Source organism: endosymbiont of Ridgeia piscesae (genome assembly GCF_001443665.1).
GTDB classification, from domain to species: domain Bacteria; phylum Pseudomonadota; class Gammaproteobacteria; order Chromatiales; family Chromatiaceae; genus Endoriftia; species Endoriftia persephonae.
Map to the genome: position 1 here is coordinate 89,931 of NZ_KQ557115.1, position 15,249 is coordinate 105,179.

Genomic DNA, 15,249 nt, shown 5'->3' on the forward strand with positions numbered 1-15,249 from the left:
CACTGTTGGGTAGGAGTAGGAGCGCCGCTTGCGGCGCGAAGCCTGCCTATTCGCGCTGCGAGCAGCGCTCCTTCCGTTGTTTCTGCTTTAATCCTCGCCCTGCTCGCTGCCGCCGCCTTGGGGCGCATGCTCCAGGATCCGGTCGGCCATGCGTGAGAAGGGTAGGCTCTGGATCCACACCGTGCCGCTGCCGCTGAGGGTGGCGAGGAAGATGCCCTCGCCGCCAAACAACATCGACTTGAGTCCGCCTGACATCTCGATGCTGTAGTCGATGCCCTCGGTGAAACCAACCAGACAGCCGGTATCGACCCGTAAGGTTTCGCCGTTCAGCTGCTTCTCCACTACCGTGCCGCCGGCCTGGATGAAGGCGGTGCCGTCCCCCTCCAGGCTCTGCAGGATGAAGCCCTCACCACCGAACAGGCCGCTGCCGAGCTTTTTTGTGAAGGCGATGCCGAGCTTGGTGCCGAGGGCGGCGCAGAGGAAGGCATCTTTCTGGCAGATCACCTTACCGCCGAGGGCAGCCAGGTTGAGCGGTATCACGCTGCCGGGAAAGGGGGCGGAGAAGGCGACCCTGCGCTTGCCGGCGGAGCCTGAGTGGGTGAAGTGGGTGGTGAACAGCGACTCGCCGGTGATCATGCGTTTGCCGGCGCTGAATAGCTTACCGAAGATGCCCTGGTCCGGGTTGGAGCCGTCGCCCATCTTGGTTTCGAAGCTGATCTCCCGCTCCAGGTAGGTCATGGCGCCCGCCTCGGCGATCACCGTCTCGCCCGGGTCGAGCTCCACCTCCACCAGTTGCAGGTCATGGCCAAGGATCTGGTAATCAATGTCATGGGCTCGCATCTCGATTCTCCCAATTGTTGTTTGTCGGCTGGAGGGGGTGTCCCGCCCGCTATTCGTCGCCTGGGGTCAAGCTGGGTGTGCAGTCGCTCTGCTGCACGGTTGGCGGTTTCTTCTTGTGCGGCCGCAGTGCGGTGAGTGTGCCGCCCCAAAGGCAGCCGCTGTCGACGCACCAGGTGTTATCTGTGTGCTGGTAGCCCAGGGTCGACCAGTGACCAAAGATGATTTGATCGTTGCGGCTGGCGCGCCCCGGCACTTTGAACCAAGGGAGCAGTGACGGATCTGCGGAGCCTGGTGCGCCCTTCTCACGCAGCGCCAGTTGGCCATCCGGGGTGCAGAAGCGCAACCGGGTGAAGCAGTTGGCGATGAAGCGCAGCCGGTCGAGGCCCCTGAGATCGTCTGACCAGCGGTCCGGTTCGTTGCCATACATGGCGTGACAGAATTCATGGAAGCGAGGCCCCTGCAACGCGGCCTCCAGCTCCCGCGCGCGCTGCATTGCGGTAGGGATATCCCACTGCGGTGGCAGTCCGGCATGGATGATGCTGTAGCCGCGTTTTTTGTTGTGGTACATCACTCGCTGATGGCGCAGCCAGTGCAACAACTCCTCGCGGTCTTTAGCGAGCAGAATTGGCTCTAGGCTGCCGTGTTTGTAGTGGCGCTTGTTGCCTTGGGAGAGGGCTAGCAGGTGCAGGTCGTGATTGCCGAGCACGGTGACTGCGCTGCGCCCAAGTGATTTGACAAAACGCAGTACCTCGAGGGATTGAGGGCCGCGGTTGACTAGGTCGCCGGCAAACCAGAGACGGTCTTTGGCAGGATCAAAACGGATCTGCTCGAGCAGCCGCCGTAACTCGTCGTAACACCCCTGAATATCGCCGATTGCCCAGACCGCCATAGCCTTCCTGATGCTTGTGGAAAAGGCGTTCGATTATACCGTTTCTCTGCCAGGCTGGGAGGGGATGCGTTTGCGCAGGTCGATAAAGCGAAACCAGCCGTTGCCGCCGGCCTCGCGGTTGTGCACGACTTCCAGTTCGGGGCAGCGCGACAGCAACTGCTCGAATACCACGTTGGTGCGGGTGGCGACCAGCCCCAGCAGTGGACTGATGGCGCGCCGCAGTGGCGCCAGCTGGCTGGGGCGCAAGAATTTGTCGAAGATGTGGATCTGCCCGCCCGGGCGCAGCACCCGACAGGCCTCCTGCAGCGCCAGCTCCGGTTTGGGCACCACCGCCAGGATCAGGTGCATCACCACCCGGTCAAAGCTGGCGTCGGCGTAAGGCAGCTGCATCGCGTTGCCTTGTTCCAGTTTGATCTCCACCCGATGTTGCTCAGCGCGGCTGCGTGCCCGCTTGAGCATCGCTGGAGTCAGGTCGATGCCGGTATAGCTCGGTCCGGCTGGGAGATGGGGGATATCAAGGCCGCTGCCGATGCCGGGGATCAGGATCGATTCGTGCCCCGCCCCGCGCAGCGCCAGCAGGCTCTCGCAGCGTTTATCGTGAAACGCGCGATCGACAAACAGATCGTAGATCGGCGCCCATAGGGTGTAGCTGTATCTGAGGCTCAATGGAGGCTGCCGGGGCGCTGCAGCACAAACAGCGGGATGCTCGCCTCGAAGGGGTTGCCCTCCGGATCGACCATCTCGTAGCTCCCTTCCATGCTGCCGACCGGGGTGTCGAGCACGGTGCCGCTAGTGTAGCGGAATGCCTCTCCCGGGTTGAGATGAGGTTGTTCGCCTACCACGCCATCCCCCTTGACCTCCTGAATCTTGCCGTTGGCATCGGTGATGATCCAGTGGCGCTTCATCAGGCGGGCGGCCTGCAGCCCATCGTTGCGGATGGTGATGGTGTAGGAGAAGACATAGCGGCGCGACTCGGGGTTCGACTGCGACTCTACGTAACGGGTTTCAACCTCGATGTCGATCAAGTTAGTGCCTGGTTTCATCAATTTGGTATTCAAAAAGGGGGCTCCCAAGATTACTGAGCACGGCCCTTGAGCGCAATGCTCCTGGGGTCAAGAAACACATCGTATGGCCGATTAAGTCTCAATAGGAACAGAAATCTGGAGATATGTGATGCGCTGCTGTGTAGCCTTGATAAGTTTGGTGTTGGCGATGCCGCTGGCCGCCTTGGAGCCGGGCCAGGAGTTGGTGGCTGCCGCCGCCGCGGGTCGGGTGGAGAAGGTGCGGGATCTGCTTTCCCAGGGGGTCGATGCCAACAGCAAGTATCCGACCGGGCGCAGCGCGATTCAGCTGGCGGCATTCAACGGCAACATCAAGACGGTGCGATCCCTGCTTGCCGCTGGTGCCGATCCTGCCCTGGCTGATGCCCGTGGCATTACACCACTGATGGATGCGGCGGCGTTTGCTCACCCCAAGGTTGTGGGGTTGCTGATCCAGGCCGGGGTGGATGTGAATGCCAAGGACAGTACCGGCAACTCGGCCCTGAGTCTGGCGAAAAAGGGCGGACACAGTCGGGTGGCTGAGCTGCTCACCGCGGCGGGGGCGGTGGAAGAGGCTGCTCCGGAGGAGGGGGCCGAGGGTGAGACAGACACGGCAGAGCAGGGTAAGGCGGACGAAAAGAAATAGTCGTGGCCATTTTGGCTTGTTCTGAACCTTATACCCTGCATTTTTTAGGGATTAAACTTCCTGAGCTGGCCGTTAACCGGTCAGCTGTGAACTGAGTCGTGGTTCCTAAAAATGATGACACCGTACACTGGTATCCAACAATAACGAGGAGGGTTTAAGATATGCAGAGAGACTCAACAATAAGTCGCAAGCCCGATTTCCTGATTACCCTGGTGGCAGTGGTGTTGATCGGGGTGCTGGTCACTATCTCATTCCAGTTCTAATGCGGCGGCCATCAGGGCCGCTGATCTGAAAATGGCCTGAGAGACAAGTCGTAACGCCCACCCAGGGGGGAGTGCCGTAGGCACTGGGCGCGGGTGGCGAGTTTCTCAGGTCATCCTCAATACCTGCCGGCGTCGCCGGTGCGACACAGTGTCCCGATTCCCAATCATCCCGGCTGATATGATAGATTGCCGCCTTTTCAATCATCAGGTGGCAGGCTATGAGTGAAAGGCGACGTGTCGGTGTGGTCGGTGTCGGATATCTGGGCCGTTTTCATGCCCTCATCTATTCGCGTATGCCTGACGTGGAGCTGGTTGGGGTGGTGGACAACGACTGGGAGCGGGCGCAGCAGGTGGCTGAAGAGGCCGGCTGCGATGCGTTGCGCGACCCCGGTGATCTGCTCGAACGGGTCGATGCGGTGAGTGTGGTGGTGCCCACCAGCCTGCATCTTGAGATCGCCCGGCCATTTCTCGAGCGCGGTGTCGCGATGCTGCTGGAAAAACCGATCGCCTCCACGGTAGAACAGGGCGCCGAGATTGTGCGTCTTGCTGAAGCCTCCGGGGCGCTGCTGCAGATCGGCCATCTGGAGCGCTTCAATGCCGGGGTGATGGCGCTGGCAGAGCGCATCAGCAAGCCGCGCTTCATCGAGGCCCATCGCATGGGTGAGTTTGTCGCCCGCGCCACCGACGTGGATGTGGTCTCCGACCTGATGATCCACGACATCGACATCATCCTCTCTCTGGTGGACTCGGAGATCAGCTCGATCGCCGCGGTTGGCACACGGGTGTTGACTTCGCACATCGATATCGCCAATGCCCGGCTGGAGTTTGTCGACGGTACCGTCGCCAACGTCATCGCCAGTCGCGTCTCCGAGCAGACCATGCGGCGCATCCGGGTGTTTGCGGAGAACCGTTACGAATCCCTCGACTTTGTCGGTCAGACCATCGATACCGCCTACCCGCAGCCAAAGTTGGGTGAGGCCTGGCCGGAGATCGTCAAACAGCGTATCCAGGTGGAGCCGGTGAAGCCGCTGGATGCGGAGCTGCGCGCCTTTATCGATAGTGTGCGTGACGGTACGCCGCCACTGGTTGATGGGCGTGTTGGGCAGAAGGCGCTGGAAGTGGCGATGCAGGTGAAGGAGAAGATACTCAACAGTTAACCGGCTGTTGAGTCTATTCAGTTGATGCTGAGGATGCGGTTCTCCGCCATGCGGATCGCCATCGCCACCGCCTGCTGCAGACTGCCGGGGTTGGCGTCGCCACTACCGGCCAGATCGAGGGCGGTGCCGTGGTCAACCGAGACCCGCACCACCGGCAGCCCCAGGGTGATGTTGACCGCCTGACCAAACCCCATGTGCTTGAGCACCGGCAGACCCTGGTCGTGATACATCGCCAGCACCACATCGGCGCGTCGTAGATACTTCTGGGTGAACAGAGTGTCTGCAGGCAGCGGGCCGGTGAGCCTGATGCCCTCGGCTCGAAGTGATTCAAGCACTGGTTCGATGACCTCGATCTCCTCGCGCCCCAGATGGCCATCCTCGCCAGCGTGGGGGTTGAGGCCGCAGACCAGGATGCGTGGTCGGGCGATACCACAGCTGCCGCTCAGATCTCGCACCAGGGTGCGGATTACCCGCTCCAGACGCTCGCGGGTGATCTGTGTGCTGACCTGGCTGAGCGGCAGATGCGTGGTTGCCAGGGCCACCCGCAGCCCCTCGGTGGCAAGCATCATCACCGCCTCGCTCTGGCAGAGCTGCGCCAGATATTCGGTATGGCCGGTAAATGGATGGCCCGCTTCGTTGATCACCCCCTTATGTACCGGGCCGGTGACCAGTGCCTGAAAGTGGCCATCGAGAGCCTGCCGAGTGGCGACCCGCAGAGTCTCCAGCACATAACCCGAGTTGGCGCTGTCGAGCCGGCCGCACTGCTCCTCCCGAGCCAGCGCCACCGACAGCACCGGTAGGCTGCCGGGAGGGTTGGGGGTGGCGGGGGTGCGTGGATCGAAGCGCGTGATCTGCAGTGGCAGACCGAGCAGCGCGGCGCGGCGTTGCAGCAGTTGCGGGTCGGCCACCGCCACCAACTGCCCCGCCATCGGTTGCTGCGCCAGCATCACGCAGAGATCGGGACCGATGCCGGCGGGCTCGCCGGGGGTGAGCGCGATGCGCGGTAGCATCATGGGAGTGGCTCCAGGTGGATCTCCACATAGGCCTCGTCGCGCAGCCGGCGCAGCCACAGCTCGATCGCCTCATCCGACTTCTGTTTGCGGATCGACTTGCGTGCATTGTCGCGGGCGATCTGCTCGGTGTTGTCGTGGTTGCGTCGCTCCAACAGTTGCACGATGTGCCAGCCGAAGGGGGATTTGAAGGGTTCGCTGATCTCGCCGGCGGCCAGCGTATCCATCTGTTGCTCGAATGCTGGCACCGTGTCGCCGGGATTGAGCCAGCCCAGGTCGCCACCCTTGATTGCCGAGGCCTTGTCGTCGGAATGGGCGCGCGCCAGCGGCTCAAAGGGCTCGCCGTTAAGAATGCGCTCACGCAGGCCCTGCAGACGGCGTTTTGCCTCGGAGTCAGAGACGATCTCGTTGGTGTTGATCAGGATGTGGCGGGCATGGGTCTGGCTGACCAGGTGACGCTTGGCGCCTCTGACCTCGACCAGCTTGATGATGTGGAAGCCGGAAGCGTTACGCACCGGGTCGCTGATATCGCCGGGTTCGAGCTGGTCCATCAAGTGGGTGAAGATAGAGGGCACCCGGGCTGCCTCTATCCAACCCAGGTCGCCTCCCTCAAGGGCCTGGCGGCCATCCGACTCACGGATCGCGGTGCTGCTGAAGTCGGCGCCTTCACGCAGTTCCAGGACCAGCTGTTCGGCCTTGCCGCGTGCCGCCTGCACATCCTCGGGCGCAGCCCCCTCGGGGGTGGCGATGAGGATGTGCTGTATGTGAAAGGCGGCGCGCTGGCGGCTGGAACCCGCCTCGCGCGCCATATGGCTCCGCACATCCTGTTCGGTGATGACGATGCGGTTGACCACCTCTTTCTGGCGCAGGCGGTTGATGATGATTTCGCGACGCAGCTTCTCGCGGAAGTGAGTGAAGTTGATGCCGTCGTTCTCCAGGGTCTCACGCAGCTGGTTGAGGCTGATGTTGTTGTTACGCGCGATGCTGGCGATGGTCCGCGACAGGGTGGCGTCGTCGACCGTGATGCCGAGGCGGGTGGCGGTCTGCAGTTGCAGTTGATTGGTGATCATGCGCTCCAGCACCTGCTGTTCGAGGATCGCCTGGCTTGGCAGCTGGGTACCCTGCTGGGTCAGTTGCGCGGCGGTCTCCCTAACGCTGCTGTCGAGTTCGCTGCGGGTGATGATGTCGTCATTGACCAGCGCCACAATGGCGTCGAGGGCGTTAGCCTGCAGGCCGAGGCTGGCCAGCATCAGCAGGACGGCAGTCAGTAAGTGCTGCGGGTGGAGGGTTGGTCGCATCGGTATTTACTCTGGTTGATAGCCGAAGATGGAATCTTTCAGGGTCTGCTCGGCACCACGGCCGAAGGCACCCAGTCCGTTGAGTACCAGCTGCAGCATTATGCGCTTATCGGCCTTCTCGTCGGCGTCGGTGACATAGCTCTGAAATACAGCGCGCAGCCGCCAGCAGCAGCGCCCGCCGTAGTCCAGACCGATCACTTGGTTCATGCTGCGTCGGTGGAGTAGCGACTGTTTCAGGGCGGCGATGGCGGTAAGCCTATAGCTGAAGGGCCAGTAGAGAGAGAAGTCGACGTCTTCGATGGTGTTGCGTTGGTAGTTGTAGCCGAGATTGAATAGGTGCTGTTCGCGATCCTTATAGTGGATACCGGCGCGGGCGCGGTCGAAACGCCCGTCCTCCAGGTTGGAATCCCAGCGCAGGATGGCGGAGCTGCTCCACTGGTTACTGATTTGGGCGCTGAGTTCGCCGACGATGGCCGATTCGCTGTCGGTTTCGCTGGTGATGTCCGGTAGTTGCACCTCGCGGTCGTGGAAGTAGAAGATCTGGCCGATGCTGGCGCGCAGTCGCTGGCGGCCGCTGCGCTGCTCCAGCAGCCGTGAGCTGAGCCCAAGGCTGAGCTGGTTGGCGTCACCAACCCGGTCGGAGCCGCTGAAGCGGTTGTCACGGAACAGGTTGGCGAAGCTCAGGTCGAGTTCGGCTGAGTCGAAGTTGGGGATCTCACTTTGATCCTCGAACGGCGTGTAGAGGTAGTGGATTCGCGGCTCCAGGGTCTGTTGGGCGGGCAGGCCGAACCAGTCGCTGTCACGCTCGAAGATCAGCCCGCCATCCAGGCTGAAGCTGCTGCTGGTGTAGGAGGGCGAGTCGTTACTGCCGCTATTCTGGTCCAGTTGGTAGCTGGCGTGGTTGAGTGCGAAACGCGGAGTCAGGTGCCCCCAGCTGCGACGCAGCGGCAGACTGATGCTGGGTGATAGGCTCAGGCGGTGGCCGCGCACCTTTTCGGAGTGGTCGAAATAGACATACTCGGCCTGCACATTGAACAGACTAGCGTTGTCAAAAAGCGCGTTGGCATAGTTGGCCCGCAGTTGTGACAGGCGTGCGTAGGGGCGATCTGTGGCGGCGATGCTGCGATCGACTGTCTGGAAGTTCTGCAGGCGTGCCAGCAGTGACCAGTTTCTGTCCTGGTAGCGGAGCTCGCCGCGGCGTTCGATGTGACGGCTGCTGGTGATCGTCAGGCCGCTGCCGAAGTCGGTGAGGTAGTCGATGTCGCTGACCGCGTTGGCGCGGATCTCACTGCTCCAGCCAGGGGCAAACTGATGGTTGAACTCCAGGTTGAAGGCGCCGCGATGGCCGGGGCGGTTGTCTTCCTGGTCGTTGAGGTATTCGGCTTCGACCAGACCCTTGTAGTCTGCGCCGAGAAAGCGCAGTTCGCCGCCCAGCATCAGGCCACGTTTGCTCATTAGCCGCGGGTAGAGAGTGGCGTCGTAGTCGGGTGCCAGATTGAGGTAGTAGGGGGTGGTCAGCTCGGTGCCGCCACGGCTGGAGCTGCCCAGGGAAGGGGCGAGGAAGCCCGATTTACGCCGGTCGTCGATGGGGAAGGAGTAGTAGGGGGCGTAGAGAACCGGCACCCCGGCCAGCTTCAGCGTGGCGTGGCGCGCCACGCCAACCCCCTCCTCACGGTCGAGTTCCAGGCTCTCTGCTTCCAGCTGCCAGTCGCTTTGTCCGGGTCTGCAGCTGGTGTAGCTGACGTCTTCATAACGGGAGTGGTTGTCGCCGTCGAACTCGGCGCGGCTGGCGTTGCCACGGGCGTTGCGTTCGGGAAAACGGTACTCTACCTGCTCCAGCCAGCCCTGGTCGCTGTTCAGATCGAACTGGCCCTGCTCTCCGCTGGCGCGCAGGCCGGGTCGCTGGAGCAGGATATCCCCCTCCAGTTCCAGCAGATTCTGCTCACGCTGGTGTAGCGCCTGCTGCGCCTCCAAGTAGGCCTCGTTGCGGCGCACCTTGACGTTGCCCTGGAACAAGGTGGTGTTACGCTGCTGGTCGAGCTGCAGCGCATCGGCCTCGATGCGGGTGGCGTCGGGGGCGGCGGCAGGCAGAGGCGGTGGCGGCAGCTGCTGTTTTCGATCAGGGTGGGCGCAGTAGTCCCAGTCGATGCCCTGATCGATGCGCTCCCCTGCGGCCTGGATGGTGGGTGTCCACAATAGGCAGTGAACCAGGAACGGTAGCAGTGGTCGGAGGGTTGGTCGGTTCATGCCGGGTGGTTTCGATATTGGATGGCGGGCAGTGAGATTTGTCATTTCCGCAGGTGAGTCTCGGGCCTAACCTGACAGCCCTAGCCGAGGCGAGGCATCCTTTACCACCCTGACCCCACATATGGTATGGGCGGCATAAAGTCGCATAGAATCGGCGATTCTTCAATGATTTCAACGCGGAGAGTGTTCCAAGTGGCATCTGTTCGACGCCGTTTTCTTCTTACCCTGCTGATTCTTGTGCTCACTATCGTGGCGGTGTTTGGCTTGGTGAAGACGCGCCCCCGACCGCAGGCCGAGTTCAGCGCGGTGGTGCTGAGCCGTGTTGAGGTGATCGAGGCGGTGCAACGGGCGCTGCAGCCGCAGCTGCAACTGACCGGCGTGCTGCAGCCCTGGCAGTTGGCGCGGCTCGGTTTTGAGGTCAAAGGCGAACTGCTGGAGCGGCGGGTCGAGCCGGGGCAGCGGGTTCGACAGGGGGAGCTGCTGTTGCGCCTTGATGATGCCGACTACCGCGATGCGCTGACAGAGGCGCGGGCACAGCTGCGGGAGACTCGTGCCGGTATCGAACGTGATCAGCGTCTGCTGAAGCTGGCGCAACAGCAGCGGCAGCTGGCCGAGCGGGAGTTCCAGCGTCTGGAGCGATTGGGCCAGGACTCCCTCGCCTCCGGCTCAACCCGCGACAGCGCGCGCCAGCAGCTGCTCAAGCTGGAGAGTGATGCAGCGCGGCTGAGTTTTGGCATCGACAGTGGCAAGGCACGGCTGGCCCAGCAACAGGCGGCAGCAGCGCGGGCTGAGCGCAATCTGCAGCGCAGCCATCTGCTCGCCCCGTTTGATGGGCGGGTCAACCGGGTAGAGGTGGAGGTGGGCGACTACCTGCAGCCCGCTAGTCTGGTGGTGGAGCTGATCCGCGATGACTATCTGGAGTTGTCGCTGGAGGTGAGCACCGACATCGCAGCGGTGCTGAGGTTGGGGCAGTCTCTGGCAGTGGAGCTACCGGATGGGCCGCGCCAGGCTGAGCTGGTGGCTTTGCAGCCGGTGCCCGATGCGCGCACCCATACCCACCCGATTCGACTGAAGCTGCTGGGGGCGGGGCTGCTACCGGGCATGCTCGGGCGCGTCGCGCTGCCGCTGCGGAGCTACTCTGACGCGATCCTGGTGCCGGTCTCGGCACTGCTGCGCGAGGCGGGACAGGCCTGGCTGTTTGTGGTGAATGAGGGGCGGCTGGAGCGGCGTGCGGTGGAGGCCGGGATTGTTGATCAGGGTTGGCAGCTGATCGAGGCAGGGCTGCAGCCCGGTGAGCTGGTGGTGGCGCGGGATGTGGAGGTGCTGAGCGACGGCCTGGCTGTCGAGACCGAGCGTTTGGAGTCAGCGCCTTGATTGAATTTGCCATCCGCAACCCGCTGATCGTCAACCTGCTGCTGGCGCTGGTGCTGTTGGCCGGGGTGCAGTCCTGGTATGCCATGCCGCGGGAGATGTTCCCTACGGTGGAGCAGGACAAGGTCAACATCCGCACCCTGTTCGAGGGGGCTTCGCCAGAGGAAGTGGAGCGCCAGGTGACGCTGCCGATCGAGCAGGAGATCGACGGCCTGGCGGATATCGAGGTGATCAGTTCCACCAGCAACGAGGGCAACTCGTCGATCTTGGTGGAGCTGCACAGCGGCGCCGATATGGACGACTTCCTGCGCAAGGCGCAGAACGCCTTGGATCAGGTGGATGACCTGCCCGAGGAGGCGGAGGAGCCGGAGCTGTCGCGGCTGGAGACCCGTTTCCCGGTGATCTCGGTGAGCCTGTATGGCGAAATCGCTCGTGGCCGGCTCTACCAGATCGCTGAGCAGATCAAGGATGAGCTGATCGAGATCCCCGGTGTCGCCTCGGTGGGGGTGGCGGGGGACCGGGAATGGGAGCTGTGGGTGGTGGCCGATCCGCAGCGGCTGGCGGCGCGAGGGGTGGCGCTGGCCGAATTGGCCCGGGCGCTGCGGCAGAATCTGCGCGACCTGCCCGGCGGCACGCTCAAATCCGAGACCGGTGACATCCGCCTGCGCGGTATCGGCGTGGCGCCCGATCCGCAGCAGATGGCGGCACTGGTGCTGCGCAGCAATGAGGCGGGTGGTCAGCTGCGGCTGGGGGATCTGGCCCAAGTCGAGCTGCGCCTGGAAGAGGTGCAGACCCTGGGGCGCTTCAACGGCCAGCCCTCGGTCAATCTGACCATCAACAAGACCAGCGAAGGCTCCACCATCGAGGTGGCGCGGCTGGTGCGTGAGTTTGTGGCGCAGCGCCAGCCGCAGCTGCCGGTGGGGGTGCATCTGGGGCTGTTCAGCGATCTCTCGGTGTATGTGAAGACCCGCCTGGATACGGTCAAATCCTCCGGGCTGGTGGGGCTGACACTGGTGCTGCTGGCGCTCTATCTGATGCTCAACTTCCGTATCGCCTTTATCACCGCGCTGGGCATCCCTGTCTCCTTTCTGGTGGCGGTGATCTTGCTCCACTATCTGGACTACAGCATCAACATGGTGTCGCTGTTCGCCTTCCTGATCGCCCTGGGGCTGATTGTGGACGACGCGATCATCGTCAACGAGAATATCTATCGCCACCTGGAGATGGGCAAGAGTCCGGCGGTGGCGGCGCGCATCGGCACCAAGGAGGTGTTCTGGCCGGTGGTCGCTTCCACCACCACCACCATCGCCGCTTTCATGCCGATGTTCGCGGTGGGCGGCACCATGGGGGCCTTCATTGCGGTGATCCCGGTGGTGGTAACCGCCTCGTTGGCTGGTTCGATGCTGGAGGCGTTTGGTGTGTTGCCCTCCCATGCCAAGGAGTGGCTGACTCGGGCCAGAGAGCGGCGCCAGGGGCGTATCGATTGGGCGGCGCTGAACCAGCGCTATACGCGTCTGCTGCGCTGGAGCCTCGACTACCGCTATCCGGTGGCGATGCTCAGTATCGGCATCCTTGCGCTGACCATCGCCTTCGCCGCCACCCGTATTCCGTTCCTGCTGTTTGGCCATGTGGATGTGGGGCAGTTTTTTATCAATGTTGAGACCCCCAGCACCTATAGTATCGAGGAGACCTCACGGCTGGCGGCGCGGCTGGAGCGGGAGATCTACGCGACTCTGGATGAGGATGAGCTGGATACTCTGTTGACCAATGTTGGCGTCATGTTTATCGACTTCCACAGGGTGCGCTTCGGCAGCCGTTATATTCAGCTGATCGTCGATCTGAAGAAGCAGCGGCCGCGGGGTTTTATCGAGCGCTGGATCGCCCCGGCAGTAAGCCTGAAATTTGCATGGGAGGGGAGTCGTGAGCGCAGTTCGCCGGAGGTGATCGATCAGCTGCGCAAACGCCTGGCAGGGATTCCGGGGATCCGCCGCATGTCGGTGCTGCGCCCTCAGGGTGGGCCGGCCGGGGCGGATATCGAGATCGGTGTGGTGGGTAGCGAGGTGGCGGTGCTGCGTGAGCAGGCGGAGCAGATCCGCAGCTTTATCGAGTGGCTGCCCGGTAGTTCCGATGTGCGCCAGGATATGGACCCGGGCAAGCTGGAGTATCGTTATGCGCTGAACGAGCGCGGGCGGCGTCTGGGGCTGACCCAGCAGCAGCTGGCGGATGCGGTGCGCACCGGTTTTCTTGGCCTTAAGGTGCTTCACGTCAGTTGGAACGACAAGCGCATCCCGGTGCGGCTGATCTATCCTGATGCGCTGCGTCATGATGCGGCAGCGCTGGAGCGGCTGCCGATTACCCTGGAGGATGGTCACACGGTCTATCTGGGGGATGTGGCGCAGATCGAGCAGGCGCGGGGCTTCAATAGCATCAACCGGCGTGACCTGCAGCGGCTGGCTACCATCACCGCCGAGGTCGATTCAGAGATCACCACGCCGAATAAGGTGATTGCGCAGGTGAAGGCTGAGTTCACCGCGTTGCCGGAAGGCTACAAGCTGATCTTCCTCGGTGAGAAGAAGAAGGCGGAGGAATCGATCGCCGGCATGAAGCGGGCGCTGGTGATTGCGTTGGCGGTGATCTTTTTCATCCTGGCGGCGCTGTTCAAATCACTGCTCGATCCGTTGGTGGTGATGTTCGCGATCCCGTTCGGTTTTATCGGCGTGGTGGTGGGACATCAACTGTTCGGCTTCCATCTACAGTTTCTCTCGCTGATCGGCTTTCTCGCTTTGACCGGCATCGTGGTCAACGATTCGCTGATCCTGATCGACTTCGCCAAGCGACTGCGGCGTAAGGGTTGGGAGCGCAAGGCGGCGCTGGTGGAGGCGGGCAGGGTGCGGATCCGGCCGATCCTGCTGACCACCATTACCACCTTTCTCGGCATCTCACCGCTGATCTTTTTCGCCACCGGGCAGACCGCGTTTCTCGCGCCGATGGCGGTGAGCCTGGGGTTTGGGCTGCTGTTCGCCACCGGGTTGATCCTGCTGACGCTGCCCTGTTTCTATCTGATTGCGGATGATCTGCGGGGGGCGATGGGTCGTGATGCGTCGTCATAGGTCGGGCTCTGCCCGACATTCGGCGGCCACGGCCCGCCCTATATCCGTGCGGTTTGATTAGTTGTGATTTGTCGTGGTCTCATACGCGGAGCCCCGGCAGCTCAGCCGCGGCAGATCACCTGCACGGTAAACTTTGCTGCGTACTCGGCGATATCTGGGCGCTTTTTGTAGCGGGTTTCGTAGGAGTTGCGGGTAAAGAACTTGATCTGGTTGGTCTTCAGCAGTTTCTTGATCTCTTTTGCCTTGAGGGCGAAGTGGACGTTGGGGGCGAGTGCGCCACTGTAATCGGCCTGGCGCAGCGCGATCTCGTTGCTCTGCAGGATGCCGGTGACCAGGCCATTGCGGTCGAGCATCGGACTGCCGCTGTTGCCGGGCTGCACCGGCAGGGTGATTTGAAACAGCCGGCCATCGCCGCGGATGCCGGTCAGGGCGCTGATGCTGCCGCCGTTGAGACTGATTGGCTGGTGGAGGATCTCTGGTAGCGGATAGCCGACGCTGAGCATCTCCTCGCCGAGTCGCACCGAGAGGTCGTTATTGATGAAGCGGGCATGGTTTTTGGTTTTCAGGCCGGTCTCCAGTACCGCGATGTCGCTCAGCTTGTGGTTGAACTTTAGCCTGGCGCGATGCTCCTTACCATCCTTCAGAATGCTGATGGTGAGGCACCCGGCAACCTGTTCGTTGCTGGCCAGCACCTGGCCCGAGTGGTTGAGGAAGAAGCCGCTGGCGGTGGAGACCAGCTCCAGCCCCTTCTTGCTGGTGAGGTCTTCGAAGCTGAGTGGCTTTGACGGCTGCTGCGCGAGATAGTTGAGCATACGCTGGCCGCGTTCGCGGAACAGTTCATCGAAGTAGTTGAGCATCGCCTCGGAGTAGGCGTTGTAGAAGGCGTTTTCGTCGGTGATCAGGGTCGAGATGGCGCCTTGCTCAATCTTGCGCCGGTCGACCAGTTCGCCATCCTGGGTGTAGAGCTCGGCGTCGATGGTAGTGTGGTAGACGTTGAGGTGGTCGATGAAGGCATCACCCGAGAGTTTCAGCAGGTACTGGGTCGGCTTCTCCAGAGAGAGTGCCTGCGCCTTGCGGAAATATTTTTTCGCGATGATCACGGCGGCCTGCTTCAGATCCTGCCCCGGATGGTGAATAAACTCAGCGGATCGGCTGAGCGGCAGACGGATCTGCTCGTCGTACTCTTTCTTGGGCACGTAGATGGTGATGGTGCCATCGACCGGGTAGAGGATGCCTGGCGTGGTGTCGGGCATCAGGTCGGCGGTCTTGGTACGTGCGATGGAGCAGGCCTGCAGCATCACCGCCATCATCAATAGAGTCAGTATCCTCACAAGTCAGCCCCCCCTTACTAACCATGTGACTGTTTTGATGAGCCTAA

12 protein-coding genes are annotated in these 15,249 nt (G+C 62.3%); 4 read left to right on the plus strand and 8 right to left on the minus strand.

Translation table 11 applies throughout. The features are described from left to right. Positions 1–87: 87 nt before the first annotated feature. Genes Ga0074115_RS00475 through apaG form a run of 4 tightly spaced genes read right to left on the minus strand, consistent with a single transcriptional unit; the run spans position 88 to position 2,772 of the window. Positions 88–840 carry a TIGR00266 family protein gene (locus tag Ga0074115_RS00475; RefSeq protein ID WP_057956735.1) on the minus strand — a complete coding sequence of 251 codons (753 nt, stop codon included), beginning with the start codon at positions 838–840 and terminating at the stop codon, positions 88–90. Between the two features lie 49 nt (positions 841–889). Next, positions 890–1,729, minus strand: coding sequence for a symmetrical bis(5'-nucleosyl)-tetraphosphatase (locus Ga0074115_RS00480; RefSeq protein ID WP_057956734.1), 840 nt, complete (start codon positions 1,727–1,729; stop codon positions 890–892). 33 nt (positions 1,730–1,762) lie between these two features. Continuing rightward, entirely contained in the window at positions 1,763–2,395 is a 633-nt protein-coding gene (locus Ga0074115_RS00485) for a class I SAM-dependent methyltransferase (RefSeq protein WP_057956733.1), read from the minus strand. After that, positions 2,392–2,772 (minus strand): Co2+/Mg2+ efflux protein ApaG, encoded by a 381-nt coding sequence (apaG, locus tag Ga0074115_RS00490; RefSeq protein WP_006474858.1) that lies wholly within the window; start codon positions 2,770–2,772, stop codon positions 2,392–2,394. Before apaG ends, Ga0074115_RS00485 begins: the two co-directional genes overlap by 4 nt. 130 nt (positions 2,773–2,902) lie before the next feature. Here apaG and Ga0074115_RS00495 point away from each other — a divergent pair, with 130 nt between their 5' ends. Continuing rightward, positions 2,903–3,415: an ankyrin repeat domain-containing protein gene (locus tag Ga0074115_RS00495; protein ID WP_232432827.1), complete on the plus strand. Its 513-nt coding sequence runs from the start codon at positions 2,903–2,905 to the stop codon at positions 3,413–3,415. A gap of 481 nt (positions 3,416–3,896) precedes the next feature. Beyond that, positions 3,897–4,835, plus strand: coding sequence for a Gfo/Idh/MocA family protein (locus Ga0074115_RS00500; protein WP_057956731.1), 939 nt, complete (start codon positions 3,897–3,899; stop codon positions 4,833–4,835). Positions 4,836–4,852: 17 nt separating this feature from the next. Here Ga0074115_RS00500 and pdxA read toward each other — a convergent pair whose 3' ends face one another. The 3 genes from pdxA to Ga0074115_RS00515 are packed head-to-tail and all read right to left on the minus strand — an operon-like array spanning position 4,853 to position 9,390. Continuing rightward, positions 4,853–5,848, minus strand: a complete 996-nt coding sequence (gene pdxA / locus Ga0074115_RS00505) for a 4-hydroxythreonine-4-phosphate dehydrogenase PdxA (RefSeq protein WP_057956730.1) — start codon at positions 5,846–5,848, stop codon at positions 4,853–4,855. Next, a complete protein-coding gene (locus Ga0074115_RS00510) occupies positions 5,845–7,143 on the minus strand; it encodes a peptidylprolyl isomerase (protein WP_060528095.1) in 1,299 nt (432 codons plus the stop codon). Before Ga0074115_RS00510 ends, pdxA begins: the two co-directional genes overlap by 4 nt. Positions 7,144–7,149: 6 nt before the next feature. Beyond that, positions 7,150–9,390, minus strand: coding sequence for an LPS-assembly protein LptD (locus Ga0074115_RS00515; RefSeq protein ID WP_232432828.1), 2,241 nt, complete (start codon positions 9,388–9,390; stop codon positions 7,150–7,152). A 192-nt stretch (positions 9,391–9,582) separates the two neighbouring features. Here Ga0074115_RS00515 and Ga0074115_RS00520 point away from each other — a divergent pair, with 192 nt between their 5' ends. Together Ga0074115_RS00520 and Ga0074115_RS00525 are read left to right on the plus strand one after the other, a co-directional pair. Beyond that, positions 9,583–10,764, plus strand: a complete 1,182-nt coding sequence (locus Ga0074115_RS00520) for an efflux RND transporter periplasmic adaptor subunit (RefSeq protein ID WP_232432829.1) — start codon at positions 9,583–9,585, stop codon at positions 10,762–10,764. Continuing rightward, complete coding sequence (locus tag Ga0074115_RS00525) at positions 10,761–13,871, plus strand: efflux RND transporter permease subunit (RefSeq protein WP_060528097.1); 3,111 nt, start codon at positions 10,761–10,763, stop codon at positions 13,869–13,871. The genes Ga0074115_RS00520 and Ga0074115_RS00525 overlap by 4 nt, the downstream gene beginning before the upstream one ends. A 101-nt stretch (positions 13,872–13,972) precedes the next feature. On the opposite strand, the gene Ga0074115_RS00530 is transcribed toward Ga0074115_RS00525, so the two are convergent. Then, positions 13,973–15,202: a S1 family peptidase gene (locus tag Ga0074115_RS00530; RefSeq protein WP_057955451.1), complete on the minus strand. Its 1,230-nt coding sequence runs from the start codon at positions 15,200–15,202 to the stop codon at positions 13,973–13,975. Positions 15,203–15,249 lie beyond the last annotated feature (47 nt).

What these genes read in the sequence shown, in the direction of transcription:
- Ga0074115_RS00475 (WP_057956735.1), bottom strand. Translation starts at nt 840, where the DNA reads ATGCGAGCCCATGACATTGATTACCAGATCCTTGGCCATGACCTGCAA.
- Ga0074115_RS00480 (WP_057956734.1), bottom strand. Translation starts at nt 1,729, where the DNA reads ATGGCGGTCTGGGCAATCGGCGATATTCAGGGGTGTTACGACGAGTTA.
- apaG (WP_006474858.1), bottom strand. Translation starts at nt 2,772, where the DNA reads ATGAAACCAGGCACTAACTTGATCGACATCGAGGTTGAAACCCGTTAC.
- Ga0074115_RS00495 (WP_232432827.1), top strand. Translation starts at nt 2,903, where the DNA reads ATGCGCTGCTGTGTAGCCTTGATAAGTTTGGTGTTGGCGATGCCGCTG.
- Ga0074115_RS00500 (WP_057956731.1), top strand. Translation starts at nt 3,897, where the DNA reads ATGAGTGAAAGGCGACGTGTCGGTGTGGTCGGTGTCGGATATCTGGGC.
- pdxA (WP_057956730.1), bottom strand. Translation starts at nt 5,848, where the DNA reads ATGATGCTACCGCGCATCGCGCTCACCCCCGGCGAGCCCGCCGGCATC.
- Ga0074115_RS00510 (WP_060528095.1), bottom strand. Translation starts at nt 7,143, where the DNA reads ATGCGACCAACCCTCCACCCGCAGCACTTACTGACTGCCGTCCTGCTG.
- Ga0074115_RS00515 (WP_232432828.1), bottom strand. Translation starts at nt 9,390, where the DNA reads ATGAACCGACCAACCCTCCGACCACTGCTACCGTTCCTGGTTCACTGC.